General features: G+C 70.5%; 16 protein-coding genes. 9 read left to right on the plus strand and 7 right to left on the minus strand.

The window, feature by feature from the left end:
* Positions 1-42 precede the first annotated feature (42 nt).
* Together BGO91_RS04020 and BGO91_RS04025 are read right to left on the minus strand one after the other, a co-directional pair.
* Positions 43-531 carry a hypothetical protein gene (locus tag BGO91_RS04020; RefSeq protein WP_290471586.1) on the minus strand — a complete coding sequence of 163 codons (489 nt, stop codon included), beginning with the start codon at positions 529-531 and terminating at the stop codon, positions 43-45.
* 128 nt (positions 532-659) lie between these two features.
* Positions 660-2,141 carry a peptide MFS transporter gene (locus BGO91_RS04025; protein WP_290471587.1) on the minus strand — a complete coding sequence of 494 codons (1,482 nt, stop codon included), beginning with the start codon at positions 2,139-2,141 and terminating at the stop codon, positions 660-662.
* A gap of 188 nt (positions 2,142-2,329) precedes the next feature.
* Between BGO91_RS04025 and BGO91_RS04030 the strand changes: the two genes are divergently transcribed.
* The 4 genes from BGO91_RS04030 (at position 2,330) to BGO91_RS04045 (ending at position 5,501) form a co-directional block, all read left to right on the plus strand.
* The gene (locus BGO91_RS04030) at positions 2,330-2,767 is read left to right on the plus strand and encodes an Lrp/AsnC family transcriptional regulator (protein WP_021763688.1); all 438 of its coding nucleotides are present in this window, start codon (positions 2,330-2,332) and stop codon (positions 2,765-2,767) included.
* A gap of 52 nt (positions 2,768-2,819) precedes the next feature.
* The gene (locus BGO91_RS04035) at positions 2,820-3,245 is read left to right on the plus strand and encodes an SRPBCC family protein (RefSeq protein ID WP_290471588.1); all 426 of its coding nucleotides are present in this window, start codon (positions 2,820-2,822) and stop codon (positions 3,243-3,245) included.
* An 88-nt stretch (positions 3,246-3,333) separates the two neighbouring features.
* On the plus strand, positions 3,334-4,071 hold the full coding sequence (locus BGO91_RS04040) for a response regulator transcription factor (RefSeq protein ID WP_290471589.1): 738 nt from the start codon (positions 3,334-3,336) through the stop codon (positions 4,069-4,071).
* Positions 4,068-5,501 (plus strand): HAMP domain-containing sensor histidine kinase, encoded by a 1,434-nt coding sequence (locus tag BGO91_RS04045; RefSeq protein ID WP_290471590.1) that lies wholly within the window; start codon positions 4,068-4,070, stop codon positions 5,499-5,501. The genes BGO91_RS04040 and BGO91_RS04045 overlap by 4 nt, the downstream gene beginning before the upstream one ends.
* On the opposite strand, the gene BGO91_RS04050 is transcribed toward BGO91_RS04045, so the two are convergent.
* Both BGO91_RS04050 and BGO91_RS04055 read right to left on the minus strand, forming a co-directional pair.
* Positions 5,495-6,349 carry an aldo/keto reductase gene (locus tag BGO91_RS04050; protein WP_290471591.1) on the minus strand — a complete coding sequence of 285 codons (855 nt, stop codon included), beginning with the start codon at positions 6,347-6,349 and terminating at the stop codon, positions 5,495-5,497. The two genes, BGO91_RS04045 and BGO91_RS04050, sit on opposite strands and share 7 nt — an antisense overlap.
* 20 nt (positions 6,350-6,369) lie before the next feature.
* A complete protein-coding gene (locus BGO91_RS04055; protein ID WP_290471592.1) occupies positions 6,370-10,095 on the minus strand; it encodes a proline dehydrogenase family protein in 3,726 nt (1,241 codons plus the stop codon).
* Positions 10,096-10,221: 126 nt separating this feature from the next.
* On the opposite strand from BGO91_RS04055, the gene BGO91_RS04060 reads away from it, so the two are divergent.
* A complete protein-coding gene (locus BGO91_RS04060; RefSeq protein ID WP_290471593.1) occupies positions 10,222-11,841 on the plus strand; it encodes an NAD(P)/FAD-dependent oxidoreductase in 1,620 nt (539 codons plus the stop codon).
* Between the two features lie 130 nt (positions 11,842-11,971).
* Positions 11,972-12,523, plus strand: coding sequence for an SRPBCC domain-containing protein (locus BGO91_RS04065; protein ID WP_290471594.1), 552 nt, complete (start codon positions 11,972-11,974; stop codon positions 12,521-12,523).
* Between the two features lie 4 nt (positions 12,524-12,527).
* Here BGO91_RS04065 and BGO91_RS04070 read toward each other — a convergent pair whose 3' ends face one another.
* The gene (locus tag BGO91_RS04070; protein ID WP_290471595.1) at positions 12,528-13,487 is read right to left on the minus strand and encodes a DNA-3-methyladenine glycosylase 2 family protein; all 960 of its coding nucleotides are present in this window, start codon (positions 13,485-13,487) and stop codon (positions 12,528-12,530) included.
* 89 nt (positions 13,488-13,576) lie between these two features.
* On the opposite strand from BGO91_RS04070, the gene BGO91_RS04075 reads away from it, so the two are divergent.
* Positions 13,577-14,947: an FAD-binding oxidoreductase gene (locus tag BGO91_RS04075; protein WP_290471596.1), complete on the plus strand. Its 1,371-nt coding sequence runs from the start codon at positions 13,577-13,579 to the stop codon at positions 14,945-14,947.
* 46 nt (positions 14,948-14,993) lie between these two features.
* Here the strand turns inward: BGO91_RS04075 and BGO91_RS04080 are convergent, their stop codons facing one another.
* Positions 14,994-15,539 (minus strand): thioesterase family protein, encoded by a 546-nt coding sequence (locus BGO91_RS04080; protein ID WP_290471614.1) that lies wholly within the window; start codon positions 15,537-15,539, stop codon positions 14,994-14,996.
* Between the two features lie 284 nt (positions 15,540-15,823).
* Between BGO91_RS04080 and BGO91_RS04085 the strand changes: the two genes are divergently transcribed.
* On the plus strand, positions 15,824-16,663 hold the full coding sequence (locus BGO91_RS04085; RefSeq protein WP_290471597.1) for a helix-turn-helix transcriptional regulator: 840 nt from the start codon (positions 15,824-15,826) through the stop codon (positions 16,661-16,663).
* A 141-nt stretch (positions 16,664-16,804) separates the two neighbouring features.
* On the opposite strand, the gene BGO91_RS04090 is transcribed toward BGO91_RS04085, so the two are convergent.
* Positions 16,805-18,328 carry a hypothetical protein gene (locus BGO91_RS04090; protein WP_290471598.1) on the minus strand — a complete coding sequence of 508 codons (1,524 nt, stop codon included), beginning with the start codon at positions 18,326-18,328 and terminating at the stop codon, positions 16,805-16,807.
* Positions 18,329-18,690: 362 nt separating this feature from the next.
* Between BGO91_RS04090 and BGO91_RS04095 the strand changes: the two genes are divergently transcribed.
* Positions 18,691-19,194, plus strand: coding sequence for a hypothetical protein (locus BGO91_RS04095; protein ID WP_290471599.1), 504 nt, complete (start codon positions 18,691-18,693; stop codon positions 19,192-19,194).
* The last annotated feature ends 40 nt before the right edge of the window (positions 19,195-19,234 follow it).

Raw genomic sequence — 19,234 nt, forward strand, 5'->3', positions numbered from 1 at the left:
GCCGATGTGCGAACGGGCGCCGGAGTGCCGCTCAGCGCCCGCTCACCGGCCGCAGTGACCGGCCGGCTCCGCGGTCGCTGCGCCGCTGCTGGCGTGGCGGTGCGGGTCCACCTGGCCGAGGGTGACGGGCCCGTGGGCGGGGAGGGCGACGAGATCGCCCGGGTGCAGGTCGGCGGGCAGGTCCATCAGGCGGGGGCCGGCGTGGACGGCGCAGAGCGGCGCCGGGGAGGCGCGGCCGATGAGTCGGGCCTGGGACGTCTCGGCGGCGATCGTGCGCAGGTCGGCGTCGAGTTCGACGTCGAGGCCGCCTCCGGGGTGCCGGGTGACGTTCGTGACCGCGGTGACGACGGCGGCAGCGTCGTCGTCGGTGTGCACGCAGGGTGTGGTGCACCAGTCGGCGAGGCGGACGAGCGAGACGCCGGCGATGACCACGTCGGTCGTCGTGGGGTGCGTGTGTGCGGGCCAGCGGGTGGCGTCGAGCGGTTCGGGGATGCTGCAGCGGAGCGTGGGGATGATGCGGGTGAGGGTCATGCGTCCGGTCTACGCGGCGAGCGCCTCCCGTGGGGCCGTCCTGACGGATCCCATGCGGGAGGCGCTGCGATCCGTGCGGTTCCCTGACAGGGAGCCGGTCGGACGGGAGCCGGTCCTGCGGATGCCGGTCAGCGCACGCCGCGCATCATGCGCAGCACCCAGGGGGTGAGCAGCACGAGGACGACACCCACGGCGACCGCCACCCCTCCGATGATGCCGAAGTAGATGCCTTCGGTCTTCGGCGAGTACAGCTTGGCGAGCTGCCCGGCCATCGCGGATCCGAGGGCGACGGAGAGGAAGAACAGGGCGACCATCTGCGCCTGGAACGCGTGCGGCGCGAGTTTGGTGGAGGCGGAGAGGCCGACCGGCGAGAGCAGGAGTTCGGCGACGGTGAAGGCGAGCAGGATGCCGACCACCGCGAGCAGCGGGGTGCTGTTCTTGCCGCCTCCGGCCCAGAACAGGAACAGCCAGAAGGCGAGTCCCATGATGATGGTCCCCGCGGCGAACTTGATCGGGGTCGACGGCTGCTTGTCGCCCCATTTCGTCCAGATCGCGGCGAAGACGCCGGAGAGCACGATGATGAAGACCGGGTTGATGGACTGCACCCACGAGACCGGGAACTCCCAGCCGAACAGGTTCCGGTCGAGGCGTTCGTCGGAGTAGATCGTGAGCACCGTGAACTGCTGCTGGTAGAGGGACCAGAACGCCGCGCTGGTGATGAAGAGCGGGATGAACGCCACGATCCGGCTGCGCTCCTCGCGGCTGACCAGGCGGGAGGAGAGGATGACCGCGAAGTACGCGATCGCGGCCGCGATGGTCACGGCGATCACGACGAGCGCCAGGTTCTGCGCCGTGATCACGCCGGTGAGCACGAGCGCGACGACGATGATCACGCCGGCCGCGGCCACACCGATGACGAGCGGGTACCGCTTCGCCCGCAGCGGGTTCGGGACGGCGCGCGCCTCCTCCGGGAGCCGCTTGCGGCCGAGCGAGTACTGGATGAGGCCGATCGCCATCCCGACCGCCGCGAGCCCGAAGCCGTAGTGGAAGCCGAGCGTGGTCTGCAGCAACCCCGTGAGCAGCGGTCCGAGGAACGCACCCAGATTGATGCCGAGGTAGAACAGCGAGAACCCGGCATCGCGCCGGGAGTCGTGCTCGTCGTAGAGGGTCCCGACGATCCGCGTCGCGTTGGCCTTCAGCCCCCCGCTGCCCACCGCGACGAAGATCAAACCGACCGTCACGCCCGCGAATCCGGGCAGCAGGGCGAGTGCGATGTGTCCCGCCATGATGACGACCGCGCTCCAGAACAGCACCCGCTCCGAACCGAAGAGCCGGTCGGCCAGCCAGGCGCCGAGGATGGTCGACAGGTAGACCGCACCGCCGTAGGCGCCGACGATACCGGCCGCGGTCGGCTGGTCGATCCCGAGGCCGCCCTTCGTGGCGGAGTAGTAGAGGTAGATGAGCAGGATGCCCTGCATCCCGTAGAACGAGAACCGCTCCCACATCTCCACCCCGAAGATGTTCGCCAGGGATCGCGGCTGGCCGAAGAAGCCGTGGCTGTCGCGGTTCTTCGGCCGGGGCGCCGGTGTCACATCACTGGTGTCGCTCATGCGCACATGGTCCCACTCCACCGGAAGCTGCGGGAGGCCGCGTTCACTTGAAAAACCCGCCGTCGGCGCCGGAGGCGTGCAGATCAGCTCGCTGAGAAGCGGGCCGGTCGCGAGCGACTCGTGCGCGCCCACGCACGATTCCCGCGTAACACTCCCTGACGCGCAATGATCCACCCTATGCTTGCGCCGTGGACAACCTCGATCGCAGCATCCTCGACCTTCTCCGCCAGAACGCGCGCGCGGGCTACGGCGATATCGGCTCGGTCGTGGGGCTGTCCGCCTCCGCGGTGAAGCGCCGCGTGGACCGCCTGGTGGCCGACGGGGTCATCCGCGGGTTCACCATCCAGGTCGACCCCGCGATCGACGGCATGAGCACCGAGGCCTACGTCGAGCTCTTCTGCCGCGGCACCGTCTCGCCCGAAGAGCTCCTGCGGATCCTCTCGGCCGTCCCGGAAGTCGTGGACGCGGGAACCGTGACGGGCAGCGCCGACGCGATCGTCCACATCCGCTCCCGCGACATCCCGAGCCTGGAGGCCGCCCTCGAGAAGGTGCGCCTGGCGCCCAACGTCGATCACACGCGCAGCGCGATCGTGCTGTCGCGCCTGATCAACCGCGGCAACTCCTGACCCCGTCGCGAATCTTCAAGACGACGGCGGCGGGCCGGCGCACACTCGGGAGATGACCGAGACAGCACGGACGAGCCTCCCGATCGCCGCATCACGCGATGCGATCTGGCACGCTCTGACCGACCCCGACACCATCGCCCGTTATATGTACGGCACCCGCGTCACGACCGACTGGCGGGAGGGCGGCCCGATCACCTACCGCGGCGAGTGGGACGGGAAGCCGTACGAAGACAAGGGGACCATCCTCGAGATCGTCCCCGGCGAGCGCCTCGTCACCAGCTACTACAGCCCGCTCAGCGGCAAGCCCGACGTCCCGGACAGCTACCAGACCGTCTCGTACCTGCTCTCCGACGACGGCGACACGACCGTCGTGACCATCACGCAGGACGGATGCGCCGACCGGACGGAGGCCGAGCGCATGGCCGACAATTGGGCGTCGACGCTCGCATCCCTCCGTTCCGTGGTCGAAGAAGCCTGAACGTCCTCTGCGAGAATCCTCAGACCGTGCGACGCGCTGCGACCACGGAACCGAGCGCCGCCACGGCGAAGAGTGGCACGATGGGCGCATGAAGCTGCTCGTTGTGGAAGACGACCCGGACATGGGAGGCCTCGTCCAGCGCGGTCTCGCCGCCGAAGGATACGAGGTCACCCTCGTCACGAACGGCGTCGACGCACTGATCGCGCTGCGGAGCGACGCCTACTCGGCCGCCGCCATCGACGTGATGCTGCCCGGGATGAGCGGGTTCGAGCTGTGCCGCCACATCCGCGAGGCGGCCAACCCCATGCCGATCCTGCTCCTCACCGCGCGCGACGCGATCGAGGACCGCGTGCACGGCCTCGACTCCGGGGCCGACGACTACCTCACCAAGCCGTTCGCCTTCGCCGAGCTGGCCGCCCGCGTGCGCGCCCTGCTGCGCCGGGAGCCGACCGGGATGCGCCCCCAGGTCACCGTGGGCCGTCTCACGGTCGACTCGCACGAGCATCAGGCGCTCGTCGACGGCCACGAGATGCCGCTCAGCCGCCGCGAGTTCACCCTGCTGCGTCTCTTCGCCACCAACCCGGACAAGACGCTCTCGCGCGCCGACATCCTGGAGTCGGTGTGGGGCACCACCGAGAACATCGGCACCAACGTGATCGACCAATACGTCTCGTACCTGCGCAAGAAGCTCGACCTCGCCGAGGCCGGCCTCTCGATCGTCACCGAGCGCGGGCGCGGCTACCGGCTCGACGCCAAGAACGCCCTCGACGCGAAGGCGGCCGGCGAGAACAAGCAGGACGAGAAGCTGGAGACGTCGACGTCGTGAGCTGGCTGCGACGCCTGTCGATCACGGCGCGTATCACCATCGGCAGCCTCCTCGTCGCCTCGCTCTTCGGCCTCGCGGCGGTCGTCGTCATCCGCATCGGCGTGGCCTCCATCCTCCACAACGCGACGGTCACGCTGCTCGACAACGACATCGCCGCCCCCGCCGAGTCGGTCAAGAACAGTCCGCAGGGGCCTTTCGATCTTCCCGGCGGCGGCCAGGAGCTCGCCGTCGTCGATGCCAGCGGCGCCATCCTCGCCTCGACGCTCCCCGCGGCGATGGAGCCGAAGGTCGACAAGCTCATCTCGTTCGGCTCCGCTCCGACCATGTACCAGCTCGGGGACGACCAGTATCTGGTGCTGACCCAGACGGTGGAGACCTCCGACGGGGTCGTGCACATCGTCGCGGCGCGCAACGACGAGACGACCGCCCTCATCCTCGACCGGCTGACGGCCGCGCTGCTGATCGGGGCCGGCGTGCTCATCCTCGGCTTCGGCGGTGCGTCGTGGCTGCTGGCGCGCGCCGCCCTCCGCCCGGTGAGCAGGATGCGCGAGCAGGCCGAACTCATCGCGGGCGAGGAGCGCACGAGCCAGGAGGCGTCGACCACCGTCCTCACCGTCGGTCCCGCTCAGGACGAGCTCTCCGAGCTGGCCACCACGCTCAACGATCTGATCCGGCGGCTGCGAGCCTCGGCCGATCGTGAGCGCCAGATGGTCTCGGACGCCAGCCACGAACTGCGCACACCGCTGGCCGTGCTGCGCGGGCAGCTGGAGCTCGCCGAGCTCGACGCCGGCGACTCGGACGCGCTCCTCCACGACATCCGCTCCTCGCACGCGACCGCGTTGCGCCTGGGGCAGCTCGCCAACAACCTGCTCGAGCTCTCCCGCATCGAGGCGGGCCCGACGAGCGGCCGCATCGACTGGCGGACCCTCGTCGACGAGCTCACGGACGCGATCGATCGCGCCCGTCTCCTCGCGAGCGGCGACGACGACGCCGGCAGCATCTCGGTCGACTTCGAGTACGACCCGCGCCGCCGGCCGGCCGCGGATGCCCGGATCGCGCTCAGTCCGACCGACGTGGGCCGCATCCTGGACAACCTGCTGGGCAACGCCATCACGGCGATCCGCTCCGTGCCCGGGCACGGGGATGCGACGGTGACGGCAGAGGTCGCCGTCGACGCGGACCGGGTCGTGCTCACGGTGCGCGACACCGGCCCCGGGATGCCCGAGGAGTTCATCCCGGTGGCGCTGGACCGCTTCACCCGTGCCGATGGCGCGCGCACGTCGACCTCGGGTGCGGGTGGCGGGCTCGGTCTGGCGATCGTCGCGGCTCTGGCCGGCGCGGCCGGCGGGGACGTCCTCCTCGCCAACGGGCGCCCGAACGGCCTCGTGGTGACGGTCTCGCTCCCGCTGGTGCGCCCGATCGATCAGTGACCGCTGCGGTCTGAGTCGACCCCGGCGTCCGGGCCCTCGTCGAGGGTGTCGAGGGCGGCGAGATCGTCGGCGTCCAGTTCGAAGCCGAACGCGCCGAGGTTGTCGGCCATCCGCTGCGGGTTCGCCGACTTCGGGATGACCACCAGACCGTTCTGGAGGTGCCACCGCAGCACGGTCTGCGCCGGGGTGCGATCGTGCTTCTCGGCCACGCGCGCGAGCACCCGGGACGAGAGGAGGTCGCCCGAGCCGCCGCCCAGCGGGCTCCACGACTCGGTCAGGATGCCGTGCTCGGTGTCGTAGGCGCGCTGTTCGCGCCGGGTGATCGCCGGGCTGAGCTGGATCTGGTTGACCGCGGGGACGACGCCGGTGGCGGCGATGAGCGCGTCGATGTGCGCCGGCTTGAAGTTCGAGACGCCGATGGCGCGGGCCTTCCCCGCCTCGCGCAGGCGGATGAACGTCTCCCAGGTGGAGACGAACTCGCCGCGCGCGGGGAGCGGCCAGTGGATGAGGAGCAGGTCGACGTACTCCAGGCCGAGCCGGTCGAGGCTCGCGTCGAGGCCGGCGACCGCCCGGTCCTTGCCCTGGTACTCGCCGTCGAGCTTGGTGGTGACGAACCAGTCCTCGCGCGGCACGCCGCTCGCGGCGACTCCGCGGCCGACGCCGACCTCGTTGCCGTACTTGACCGCGGTGTCGACGTGACGGTAACCCAGCTCGGCCGCGGCGATGACGGCCTTCTCGACGTCGGTGTCGTCGAGCGGCCAGGTGCCGAGCCCCAGCTGCGGGATGGAGCCGCCCGAGTTGAGGGCGAGCGACGGCACGGCGGACGGGGCGGAGGCGGGGGTCGTCATGTCTTCAGCCTACGCGCGGGTCAGATCACGTCGTCGGAGAACCGGGTGGGGTTGCCGAAGCGGTGGTTCGTGATCGAGATCGCCTGCTCGTGGACGAACGGGAGCACCTCGACCCGGCCGGACGGGGTCACGGCGCCGGCGTAGACGGCCACGTCGGGGGTGCCGCCGAGCGCCTCCGCGACGGCCACCGGGTCGCCGCCGATGAGCCGGATCCGGTGCACGCCCGGGATGCCGCCGCGCAGGCGCGCCAGCCACTGGGCATCGTCCTCCACGGTGACGTCGATCTCGCGCTCGCGGAGGAGCTGGTGGGTCCCGCGGGGCAGGCGGAGCGCGGTGCTCACCGCGAACGGCGAGCGCGCGATGGTCCCCGCCGCCACGATCCGGAGCAGCTCCGCGAGGGTGCTCCCCTCCGAGAGCCGGATGGTCACCGGAACCGGACGGTAGCGGAGCAGGTTGCGTTCGACGCCGAGCTCCGACACGTCCTTCACCTGCCGGTACTCGGTCGCGACCGCGATCGCGTCGCTGAGCGCCGATCGGCGGACGAGGTCGAACGCCGCGTAATCCATCGACGACTGCCCCGACTCGATGAGGTCGGAGACGCGGTCCTCGAGGCCGCGCAGGTGCAGGCTGGCGCTGGACCGTCCGGTCTCCGGCACCCATCCGCCGAGGCCGAACAGGTAGTTGGGCCCGCCCGCCTTCGTGCCGGCGCCGACGGACGACCGCTTCCAGCCCCCGAACGGCTGGCGCCGCACGATCGCGCCGGTGATGCCGCGGTTGACGTAGAGGTTGCCCGCCTCGACCGTCTCCAGCCACTCGGCCAGCTCGTCCGCGTCGAGGGAGTGCAGGCCGGCCGTGAGGCCGTACTCGACGGAGTTCTGGTACCGCACCGCCTCGTCCAGGGTCCGGGCGGTCATGATCCCGAGGACGGGTCCGAAGAACTCGGTGAGGTGGAAGTAGGAGCCGGGCGCGACTCCCGTGCGGATGCCCGGCGACCAGAGACGCCCGGTGTCGTCCAGCCGCTTCGGCTCCACGAGCCACTCCTCGTCGGATCCGAGGGTGGTGAGCGCGTGCAGCAGCTTGCCGGAGGCGGGCTCGATGAGCGGCCCCATCTGGCTGGTCGGGTCGGACGGGTACCCGACCCGCAGGCTCGTCGCGGCGTCGACCAGCTGGCGCCGGAACCGCTCCGAGCGCGCGACCGAGCCGACCAGGATGACGAGGCTCGCCGCGGAGCACTTCTGGCCGGCGTGGCCGAACGCGCTCTTCACGATGTCGGAGACGGCGAGGTCGTAGTCGGCGCTCGGCGTCACGATGATGGTGTTCTTGCCGCTCGTCTCCGCCAGCAGGGGGAGGTCGGCTCGCCACGAGCGGAAGAGCTTCGCCGTCTCGTAGGAGCCGGTGAGGATGACGCGGCCGACCCGCGGGTCCGCGATGAGCGATCGACCGAGCTCGTTCTCGGGCACGTCGGCGAGCGCGAGCAGCTCTCGCGGGATGCCGGCCTCCCACAGCGCCTCCACGAGCACGGCGGCGCAGCGCTTGGCCTGCGGCGCCGGCTTGATGATCACGCCGCTGCCGGCGGCGAGCGCCGAGAGCACGGAGCCGGCGGGGATGGCGACCGGGAAGTTCCACGGCGGTGTCACGACGGTGAGGGCCGACGGGACGAACCGCGCTCCCTGCACGCGGTCGAGGTCGCGCGCGAGCGCGGCGTAGTAGTGCGCGAAGTCGACCGCCTCGCTGACCTCCGGGTCGGCCTCCGCGATGGTCTTGCCCGTCTCGGCCGCCATGATCTCGATGAGGCGGTCGCGGTTGGCCTCCAGCGCGTGGCCGGCGCGGTCGAGCACGGCGGCGCGCTCGTAACCGCTCCGCGTCCCCCACGAGGTGCCGGCCGCGACCGTCTGGCGGAGGATCGTCTCGAGCCGGGTGGCGTCGGTCACGGCCGCGGCCGCGATGGTCGCGGAGCCGAGGTCGGATGCGGTCGAGCGCGAGAGGATGCGCCGGCCCCAGGCGCGGTTGGCGGCGATGGAGGGGTCGGTGTCCGGAGCGTTGCGGAACGCGGCGGCCGCCGTCCCCGGCGGCACGGAGGGTGCGGCGGGGGCAGAGGCTGCGGCGGTGGCGTGCGGCTGGTCGGCCGGCGCGTCCGGGTCCGTCGAAGGGAGGGCCGGATCCTCGACGTCGAAGAGGCCGTCTCCCGCGGAACCCCGGGACAGCCCGAGCACCACGCTCGTCAGCCCCTCCTCGGTCTGGGCGGACGGGAGCGCCGCCGGTGGCCGGGTGAACGAGGGCGCGGTCGCCTCCTCCCACTCGCGCGTGCGGTCCTGCTGGCGGTGCGGCACGGGTGCGGCGCCGCGCGGAAGCGGGTCGGCTTCGAGGGCGGCCACGGAGGCCAGGAACCGGTCCTTCTCCCGATCGAACAGCGCCGGGTCCGAGTCGAGCTCGAAGACCGCGGACATGAAGTTCTCCTGGCTCGCGTTCTCCTCCAGGCGGCGGATGAGGTACGAGATCGCCACGTCGAACTCACCCGGGTCGACGACCGGCGTGTACAGGAGGAGCCCGCCCACCGTCCGCTTGACCGCGTCGGCCTGCGCCGTCGCCATTCCGAGCAGCATCTCGAAGTCGATCCGCTCCGTGACGCCCCGCTGGGAGGCGAGCAGCCAGGCGTAGGCGACGTCGAAGAGGTTGTGGCCGGCGACGCCGATCTTCACCGCGTCCGTGTGCTCGGGCGTCAGCGCCCAGTCCAGCACGCGCTTGTAGTTGGCGTCGGTCTCGAGTTTGCTTCCGTAGGTCGCCAGCGGCCACCCGTGGATGGCGGAGTCCACCCGCTCCATGGCCAGGTTCGCCCCTTTGACGACGCGGACCTTGATGGGGGCTCCGCCCTGGAGGCGGCGGTCCGTCGCCCACTCGGTGAGCGTCTGCAGGGCGTCGAGCGCGTCGGGCAGGTACGCCTGGAGCACGATGCCGGCCTCGAGCCCGCGCAGCCGCGGCTGACCGAGGATGCCGGTGAAGACCGCGACGGTGAGGTCGAGGTCGCGGTACTCCTCCATGTCGAGGTTGATGAACTTGGGGGTCGGCGACGAGGCCGCGAGCTCGTAGAGCGGGGTGAGCCGTTCGACCACCCGCTGCACGGTCTCGTCGAACGACCACATCGACAGCTGCGACGCGATCGACGAGACCTTGATCGAGACGTAGTCGACATCGTCCCGCGCGAGCAGTGCGCGCGTGCCTTCCAGCCGGCGTGCGGCCTCCGCCTCCCCGAGCACCGCCTCGCCGAGGAGGTTCAGGTTGAGTCGCGCGCCGTGGCCCTGGGGATCGGACGACGAGCGCAGGTGCGCGATGGCCGGCCCGAGCTTCTGCGGGGTCGCGTCCACCACGAGGTGGCCGACCATCCGTCGGAGCACCCGGCGTGCGATGGGGATGACGACCCACGGGATCACCGGCCCGAAGACGCCGCCCAGCCAGATCGCCAGCCGCATGTACCAGGGGAGGAAGCGCGGGATGCGCTTGGCGACGCGCTGCAGGTTGTATCCCGCGACGAAGAGGTCCTGCGGGCGGGCCACGCCGTCCACGAAACCGACGGCGAAGTCGAGCCCGTCCGGATCGCGGAGCACGCCGGCGAGGCGCTCCGCCGCCGGGTCCTGCCGGGAGCCGTCGCCTGCGCGCGAGCTCTCGGCCAGCCAGACGCGCACCAGCTCGACGGCCTCGTGGGCCAGCTGAGCGGGGCGCTGCGGGGCGCCGTCCGTGTCATCCACCATGACCACGACTGTAACGACACCGGCCGCACGGACGCTGGCGGCGCTCGAACTTGTGGAGAAGTCGCAGCAGCGCCGGGTGCTGTGGAGTCATTCGTCTCGCCGGGAGCGTCCCCTAGGCTCTCTTGCATGACGGACAGCGCACCCTCCTCCCCCGCTGCGACGCACGATGTCGTGATCGTCGGCGGCGGCCACAACGGGCTCACCGCCGCCGCCTATCTGGCGAAGGCGGGCAAGAGCGTGATCCTGCTCGAACGGCTCGACGACGTCGGCGGCGCCGCCGTCAGCGCGCAGGCCTTCCCGGGCGTGGAGGCGCGCCTCTCGCGCTACTCCTATCTCGTGAGCCTGCTCCCCCAGCGCGTCATCGACGACCTCGGGCTCGACATCCGGCTCGCCCGCCGCCGGTACTCGTCCTACACGCCGGTGCCGGGCGACCCCGCCGGCGCCGGCCTGCTCATCGACAACACCGACCAGGAGGCCACGGCGGCCTCCTTCGCCCGGGTCGGCGCCGAGAGCGACGCCCAGGCGTTCACCGAGTTCTACGAGTCCACCGGCGAGGTCGCCCGCGCGCTCTGGCCCACGGTCACCGAGCCGCTCCTCACCCGGTCGGAGGCCCGTGCGCTCGTCGGCGACGACGAGCTGTGGGACGCACTGATCGAGCGACCCATCGGCGGCTTCATCGAGTCGCGCCTGCAGAGCGACCTCGTGCGGGGCGTCGCGGCGACGGACGCCCTCATCGGCACCTTCGCCAGCGTCTCCGACCCGTCGCTCGACCAGAACCGCTGCTTCCTCTACCACGTCATCGGTCAGGGCACCGGGGAGTGGGACGTCCCCATCGGCGGGATGGGCGCGGTCACCGGCGAGCTGGCCCGCGTCGCCCGCGAGGCCGGCGCCCGCATCGTCACGGGCGCCGAGGTCACGGCCATCCACCCGGACGGCTCGGTGTCCTACCTGCGCAACGGCCACGAGCGCCACGTCGAGGGCGAGCACGTCCTCGTGAACGTCGCGCCGGAGGTCCTCGATCGCCTGCTCGACACAGACGACGCCGCCGGCACCGGCCCTGGCACCAGTGCCGCACCGGTCCGCCCGCGCGCCGAGGGCGCACAGGTCAAGGTCAACCTGCTCCTGAGCCGCCTCCCGCGCCTGCGCGACGAGTCGCTCGACCCGCAGGCGGCCTTCGGCGGCACGTTCCACATCAACGAGACCTACACGCAGCTCGAGACCGCGCACTCCGGGATGCTGCGCGGCGTCATGCCCGAGTTCCCGCCGTGCGAGATCTACTGCCACACCCTCGCCGATCCGAGCATCCTCGACCCCGAGCTGGCGGAGAGCGGCGCGCAGACCATCACTGTCTTCGGCCTCCACACCCCGGACCGCTGGCTGACCGACGAGAACAACGACGCGACGCGCCAGCGCCTGCAGGACGCCGTGCTCGCCTCGCTCGACTCCGTGCTCGCCGAGCCGATCGAGAGCCTCCTGCTCACCGACGGCGACGGCAACCCGTGCATCGAGACCAAGACCACCCGCGACCTCGAGCGGGCCCTCAACATGCCCGGCGGCAACATCTTCCACGGGCCGCTGTCGTGGCCGTTCGCCGAAGACGACGAGCCTCTCGACACCCCCGCGCAGCGCTGGGGCGTCGCGACCGCGCACCCGCGCATCCTCATCTGCGGGTCCGGCGCGCGCCGGGGCGGGGCCGTCAGCGGGCTCGGCGGACACAACGCCGCGATGGCCGTCCTGGAGGGCTGAGAGCCGCACGTGCGGGGGCTGAGAGGACTCGCACCCACCACTCATCACGCGCCCAGCGCCACCACTGCCGCGACGAGCGGGCGGTGACTAGGGTGAGGGACACGAGGGTCGGACTCAATGGGAGGTCATCATGACACCGCAGCCGACGGGAAGACTGGTCCGCAAGGACGACGGGGTCTATGTGGTGCTCGACCGCATCGTCCACGCCCCGATCGAGGAGGTGTGGGCCTACTTCAGCAGGTCCGCCTACCTGAGCCGATGGATCGGCGAGTTCACCGGCACCCCGGCGACGGGCGCCGTGAAGTTCCGGATGAACGCCGAGGGTGAGGGCGCCGAGTGGGAGAACGTGACCATCCGGCTGTGCGACGCCCCGCACCGTCTGCACGTGGACGTCGGGACGGCTCCAGCACGGCGGATGTTCGTCCACCTCACCCAGTCCAGCGGCCACACCACGATCACCTTCGGCGACCTGCTCCACACGGTCTCGGAGGGCGCCGACTACGGCGTCGGCTGGGACTATTACCTCGACCGGATGATGGCGGCGCACGACGGCAGGCCGCTGCCCGTCTGGGACGACTACTACCCGGACTTCCTCGACCACTACGCGACCCTGTGCCGCGAACTCGACCGCGATCTGAAGGTCGAGCACGCCGAGGCGCTGCGCAACGGCACGACCGGCTGAGCGCTCAGTGCCAGCGGTGGTCCTGGACGGTCATCCGCGGCCCGCGCCGCTCGAACCGGAAGCCGCTCGCCAGGATCAGCCGCACCACGCGCTGCCGGTGGCCCGTCCACGGCTCCAGCAGTTCGAGCATCCCGTCGTCGTCCACGCGCCGGCCGATGAGCGCCTCGCCGACGTAGTGGGCCAGGTGGTAGTCGCCGACGCTGACCAGATCGGGATGCGCGTGGGAGCGCTGCAGCGTCTCGGCCGCGGTCCACTGGCCGACGCCCGGAACCGTCCTCAGCGCCTCCGCGGCGGCTGCGAGGGTCTCCGCCCGTTCGGCCGCGCGTTCCAGCGACGTGGCCACCACCAGCACCGCCTGTGCCGCGCGCGCACGCCGCGGATCCACACCGGCGCGATGCCAGTCCCAGGAGGGGATGCCCCTCCACTGCTCGATCGTCGGCACCACGCGCATCCCGTCGGGCGCGGGCCCCGGTGCGGGCTCCCCGTACCAGCGCAACAGCCGCGCCCACGAGCGGTACGCCTCGAGGCTCGTCACCCGTTGCTCGATGATCGCCGGCAGCAGCGCTTCCAGCAGACGCCCCGTGCGGGCGAGCCGCAGGCCCGGGTTGCGCCGGAGGCTGTCGCGGAGCAGTGGATGCCCGCTCACGTCGAGCGCGGTCCAGTCGTCGTCGCGGCCGAGCAGCGCCGGCACCGCGTCGACCGCCCAGGCGGCGCCCGGTCCCCACGCCTCCGCGACGATCGAACCGTCCGCGGCGGGACGATGGATGCGCAGGGTCGCCGGCCCGAGCGGCGTGCGCCAGGTGCGCCAGACGCCGCCGAGGTCCCACCGGGTGGTCGGGTCGTAGGGCCCGCGACCGAGGAGGCCGAGCGTCCCCGGCACATCGACGGCGGCGGCCGGACGGTACACGGTCTCCGCATCGGGGAGCGCGCGCTGCCCGGAGGCGGTGGGCAGCACGGCGGTCATGCCGCACATGCTACGTGAGCCTCCTGACAGCGGACGGGCGCTCCCGGCCCGCTTCCCGCGCGTCGGTGGCATCCCCTACATTCGGCGCCATGGGAATCGAACTCGGCGACGACATCGTCGCGCAGCTGCGTGAATCCGTCCGCGGCACCGTCCTCCTCCGTGGCGACGACGGCCTCACCGCCGAAGCCGCCTGCTTCAATCCGACCATCCGTCACGACCCCGACATCCTCGTGGCCGCCCGCGATGAGAACGACGTCGTGGAGGCCGTGCGCTTCGCCCGCGCGCACAGCCTGCCGCTGCGCATCCAAGCCACCGGCCACGGATCCGAGTCGCCGATCTCCGGCGGTCTGCTGCTGATCACCCGCGACCTCGACGCGCTCGAGGTCGATGCGGACGCTCGTCGCGTGCGCATCGGCGCCGGGCTCCGCTGGGGCCCTGTCATCGCGGCGACCGCCGAGCACGGTCTCGCCCCGGTCACCGGCTCGTCGACCAGTGTCGGGGCGGTCGGCTACACGCTCGGCGGCGGCCTCGGACCGCTCGCCCGCAGCCACGGCTTCACGGCCGACTGGGTGCGCGCGTTCCGCGTCGTGACCGCCGGCGGCGAACTGGTGACGGCCGACGACACCACGAACCCCGAGCTGTTCTGGGCGCTGCGCGGCGGCAAGGGAGGCCTCGGCGTCGTCACCGAGATGACGCTCGAGGTCGTCCCGCTCGCCACTCTGTACGCGGGCAGCGTCTTCTTCGAGGGCGACGCGATCGAGGAGGCGTTCCGCGCCTGGGCCGGCTGGTCGGCCGACCTCGCGGAGGAGGCCACCACCTCGGTGGCGTTCCTCCGCATCCCGGACATGGAGGGTCCGCCGCCGCCGCTGCGCGGGCGTTCGCTGCTCAACGTGCGGTTCGCCTATCCCGGCGACGCGGCCGAGGGCGAGCGGCTCTTCGCCCCGATGCGCGCCGCCGCACCGGTGTACCTCGACTTCGTCGCCGAGATGCCCACGACCGCGGTGGCGACCATCCACAACGACCCCGAGGTGGGCGGCCCGACCTGGATCCGCGGGCACATGCTCGACGCGTTCGACCAGGAGCTGGCCGAGGCGCTGCTCCCGCTGATCGGTCCCGACGCGGAGTCGCCGTTCCTGGCCGTCGAGGTCCGCCAGCTCGGCGGGGCCACCCACCGGGACACTCCGGACGGCACCGCAGTGGGCGGGCGCGCGAGCACGCACACGTTCAGCTCGATCGCGGCGGATCCCGCGACCTTCGCGGAGGCCGCGCCCGCTCACGCGGAGGCGATCGCCGCCGTGCTCGGCGACCGCGTCTCCTCGGTCACCAACATCAACTGGGTGACCGACCTCGACGATCCGGCCGCGTTCGAGCGCATGTGGCCGCGGGAGATCGCGGACCGCCTCACCGAGACCCGGTCCCAGTGGGATCCGGAGCGCGTCTTCCCGTTCGGCCCCGCCTAAGGGCGGAGCCCGCCCCGCCGATCCGCCCGACCGGCCGCGCCCCGCGTCACTCGTTCCAGACGCTGGGCGCGGCCGCACGGGTCGACGGCAGTGCCGCGTCCGCACCCCACTCGAGCAGCCACTCCGGCACAGCGACATCGCTCGCCGCCGGGCCCACGGCCTCCAGCAGCTCCTCGATCGTCACGATGCCGCCGCCGCGCTTCAGGAACCGGCCGCGGATGAACGCCTGCGTGTAGATCTCCCCGTCGACCGTGAACCGCTGCTCCACGTACACGGCCTTCTCGTCGAAGCCGAGGATGCGCGACTCCACCACGAACGGCTGCCAGAGCTCCAGCGACTTGCGGAACGAGATCGTCTCCGACGCCACGACCGGGTACCACCCGCGCTTCTTGAACACCGCCCACACGCCGTTGCGGCTGAGCAGATCGAAGCGCCCGATGTCGGCGATCGACAGGTACACCCCGTTGTTCATGTGCTTCAGGATGTCGAGGTCGGTCGGCACGACGCGGAACTTCGTGCGGGCCACATCCCAATGCCCGAGCCGCGGCCCGAAGCGCGAGAGCCAGAAGTGGAGCATCGTCCGGAAGATCATGTGCACCGAGCCAGAGTAGCCACCGGCCAACGATCCCGCGCAATCGTTGTGATTGATCTCCAATTCAGGTCGCGCCCCGGTATTCAGGTGTTGTGCGATTTCACCCGCCGTCCAGCCGCCAGCGTCCCCGATTTCTCCGCCACACCAGGCGATGAAGGGATAGCGATTCCGATCGGCAGCTCGATCCGCGTGTGGCCGATCAATACCGGCGAAGTCGAGCGCTCTTTGCATTCGCCCAATCGGCTCGGTACTGTCTAGGTACCTACCGGACAGAAAGGCTGCTGATGCCACCGCGGACGAAGACGGGAAGCCGAGAGCTCGGGGATGCGATCCGAGAGCAGCGAACAGTTCTCGGCTTGACGATCGAGGATGCCGCCGCCCGAGCCAACGTAGGAGCGAAGTCGTGGGGGCGCTACGAAGCCGGCCAAGCGATCCGATCCGACAAGGTCCGCGGTGTCTGCAGAGCTCTCGGCTGGACCTCGCTGCCGACCAGCGTGGGAGACGAAACCGATTCGGAAGCGGCGTGGTTGCGGACTGTGAGCGACGAGCACGAGGCGTGGTCGGAGTCTCTCCAGGAGTTCCACGGTCGGGCCTGCGCGATCACCTTCGCGGTCGGCAGCGACCTCCTTATCGACCATGCCCGGGAGGATCTCGAGTCACTGAGCCGCGAGCCTCGCGGCACCCACATCGGCCAGTTGGGGCACTCCTGGTTTGTCGGGGACCTACCGGCCCAATTCCTCCCGCGGTACGACTACGACTTCATGTACTCGCTGCTTGCCGCCGGGCATGCCCTGCGCAAGCGAGCCCGCCACGGGCATCTGGTCGCGTACACGGTGCTCGAGGAGATTGCGCTCTACCTGATCTTCGGCGAAGGAGAGATGTTCGCCGAAATGGATCCAGACCTGTTCAAGAACGAGGACTGGCGGGGTTGGGTCGGCGAGATTCTCGGAGATCTCGATCTCGTGTGGCTGCTGTACAGCAGCACCAACGTCTTGATCCCGGCAGATGGATACCACTTCGACAAATGGCTGGAACACCAATTCTGGACTTCCGGCGAGGACGACGGAGAAGAGAGTGGGGAGCCTGCGGACATCGGCCACACACACGCTGGTGAAGGGGATTAGGAGGAGCTGTCCTTCGCCTGTTTCACAGGTCGTGTCTCGAGGGGTCAAAGCATCGACAGGGCGCACTGTTCAACCTGGGAGGTATCGTCGAGTGCGAGCGAACGTTCGGCGGCCACTCCCGATTCAGATCATTTCGTCGCATCAGCGGCCGGGTGAGCCGGCGCAACCGGCATTCGTATCGGTGTAGGTCAACTGTTGATTGCTGTCGATGGCGATCGTCGTATCGCCGGTCTCACCCGGGACGAACCGCGGGAGAAGGTAGCTGGTACGCCCGACGGTTCCTGCGAGCCAGTACGTACCGCCCTGGCGGCCGGCGGGTTCGCTGACGCAGACCGGTTCGAGCCCGAACGTCCACGCAGAGTTGTAGTACCCCTGCTCGGCAGTGATCTGACCGTTCGCGAAGGCGCTGTACACGTTTGCGAACAACCCCAGCCCGCTGAACATCACAACCCACACACAGACGAGCATCGTGGGAGGCATCCCAGACGTACGCCGAAATTGACGCACCCCGAATGCTGTCGCGGCCATGATGAGAGCAACACAGGACAGAGCAACAACTCCACTGACGACGACCGTGCCGATCGGCACAGAGCCAAGGAGGTTTGGCAGCCCAGCGCCGATCATGAACATCGCGGAGGGGATATTCAATACGATCACGATCGTCGTCACGCTCACGAGAAGGTTCCGCGCTGTCCGCTTGGCAGAGAATCGAGCTAAGAGCGCTACCGGCCGTCCGCACGCGATCACGACGAAGATCAGAGCGAGCAGCCCCACGTAGAACAGCAATGCGGCGACGACACCCACGCGACTCCCGCCCATTGACGCGAGCGGAATGACCGGCAGTAAGGTGGCGCCCAAAACAAGGAGCACATCCACCCAGGACTGTGCTCGTCCCGCCTTGCGGCGGGCGTAGCCGCGCGACGAGAACGCGATCAAGCACGCGGTGGCCGCAAGGAAGATGCCCCAGCTGAACCACGTCAGAGTGATGGACCCCGCATCCGTGTTGGCGATCCACTGCGCTGGAAGCAGCGACCCAATGAGAACCGCGACGGCGCCCCCGGCGGCCAGGATTGTGCCAGCAAGGAAACCAACGGTGACCGGCTTCAGTTCGGGATGCGCGGCCGCCGCGGCAGCGTTCAGGGGAATCATGTCCCAGACGGTTTCGCGGACGTCGGTACCATCCAACGTCGCCCGAATCTCAGCCCTAGCGGCGTTCTCCTCACCGGCGATGACGCGTCCGGCGAAGGCGCGTCGGATCGCGAGCCGTTCCGCAGGGGTCGCCTCACGAGTCAGGCTGATCCCCCACCGGCGCAGCTCGTGTTTTGTTCCCGGCTCCCCTACGATCCGCAAGAACTGAATATCGTGCGCCGCCATGTCCAGCCGTACCTTCGTCAGCGCATGGTTAGCGACCTCATCGGCTGTCCCGTGGACGAGCCTCGCCCGAATCGTGATTCGGTAGGTCCCCGCGGGCAACACATCGGCGCCGAGCACCGACCATCCTCGCGCTTCAAGCTCAGCTGCAACCACGGGCAGGGGAGTGTTCGACTTGACGACAACAAGCGCGACCGCGGCCGACGCCTGAATCTGCCGGGCGATCCAGCCGAACTGGCGGGCGTCCATCCACGCGAGGAGTTGCGACACATACTGGCCCGTGCGGGTGAGCAACGTCGCGAATCTCCCCCAGGTGCTGCTAATGAGTTGGGAGGCGGTTGAGGAAGATGCGCTCACGCGATTGGGTCTCCGGTCGTCGGACTGTCTCCCTCGACTATCGGCCGCGGTGACCCCGCCGGTAGGTCAGCGTTCAGTCCGGCGGCCCACAGGCCGACGCCGTGCACTGTCAGCGTCGCCGGTAGGGATTTCCGCCGCCTCCGATCCGGGCGAGCGCCTCACCACCCGTGCCCCATCCATCCGCCGCTTGTCGTAGACAGGCCGCGCATGTCACGACCCGACGACGCCCTGCCGTCACACTCAACCATCGTGCGCGCCCGGGAAAGACACCAGCGCGGCTCCTCCCCTAGCCTCGCAGCATGACGACCGCACCGGCGCGCGCGGGCCACGCAGCACCCTCGGCGGTGGCGTTGCCGTCGGCCGTCGCGCTCCTGTCTCTGCTCGCCACGGCCGCGATGTGGGCGAGGTTCCCGCTCGTGCCTCCGCTCGCGTGGGCGGTCGCACTCGTGGCCGTGGCCGTGGGGTGCGCGGCGGCGGCGCGTCGTGCGCGCGGCGCCCAGCGCGGGGCCCAGCGCGGGGCCGCCTCTCACCTCGCTGTCGAACCGTTCGCGATGGCGCTCATGGTCGTCCTCGACCTGTTCCACACGCACGGGAGCGCATCGGCAGCGGCATCCCTGGGCCACACCGGGCATGCCGCTGGGCTCGGGATCGTGCTCCCGCTCGCCGTCGCCGTCCTGGCCGTCCTCTGCCCGGTGCTGGCGGTGCGCCACGTGCGCAGCGTCGGCTTCGCGCGTGGCACCCTCCCCGTCGTCGCCGCGACCGCGATGGCGGTCATGGCCGTGGGGATGCTGCTCCCGCATTGACGACGGCCGTCGACAGGAAGGTCGACCGCGCCGCTCAGGC

The organism is Leifsonia sp. 71-9 (assembly GCF_001898805.1).
Lineage (GTDB): Bacteria > Actinomycetota > Actinomycetes > Actinomycetales > Microbacteriaceae > Leifsonia.

Coding starts and splice junctions, on each gene's coding strand:
- BGO91_RS04035 (WP_290471588.1), top strand. CDS start 2,820: ATGACCGAGACAGCACGGACGAGCCTCCCGATCGCCGCATCACGCGAT.
- BGO91_RS04050 (WP_290471591.1), bottom strand. CDS start 6,349: ATGACGACCCCCGCCTCCGCCCCGTCCGCCGTGCCGTCGCTCGCCCTC.
- BGO91_RS04070 (WP_290471595.1), bottom strand. CDS start 13,487: ATGACCGCCGTGCTGCCCACCGCCTCCGGGCAGCGCGCGCTCCCCGAT.
- BGO91_RS04020 (WP_290471586.1), bottom strand. CDS start 531: ATGACCCTCACCCGCATCATCCCCACGCTCCGCTGCAGCATCCCCGAA.
- BGO91_RS04085 (WP_290471597.1), top strand. CDS start 15,824: ATGCCACCGCGGACGAAGACGGGAAGCCGAGAGCTCGGGGATGCGATC.
- BGO91_RS04065 (WP_290471594.1), top strand. CDS start 11,972: ATGACACCGCAGCCGACGGGAAGACTGGTCCGCAAGGACGACGGGGTC.
- BGO91_RS04040 (WP_290471589.1), top strand. CDS start 3,334: ATGAAGCTGCTCGTTGTGGAAGACGACCCGGACATGGGAGGCCTCGTC.
- BGO91_RS04075 (WP_290471596.1), top strand. CDS start 13,577: ATGGGAATCGAACTCGGCGACGACATCGTCGCGCAGCTGCGTGAATCC.
- BGO91_RS04025 (WP_290471587.1), bottom strand. CDS start 2,141: ATGAGCGACACCAGTGATGTGACACCGGCGCCCCGGCCGAAGAACCGC.
- BGO91_RS04055 (WP_290471592.1), bottom strand. CDS start 10,095: ATGGTGGATGACACGGACGGCGCCCCGCAGCGCCCCGCTCAGCTGGCC.
- BGO91_RS04095 (WP_290471599.1), top strand. CDS start 18,691: ATGACGACCGCACCGGCGCGCGCGGGCCACGCAGCACCCTCGGCGGTG.
- BGO91_RS04060 (WP_290471593.1), top strand. CDS start 10,222: ATGACGGACAGCGCACCCTCCTCCCCCGCTGCGACGCACGATGTCGTG.
- BGO91_RS04080 (WP_290471614.1), bottom strand. CDS start 15,539: ATGATCTTCCGGACGATGCTCCACTTCTGGCTCTCGCGCTTCGGGCCG.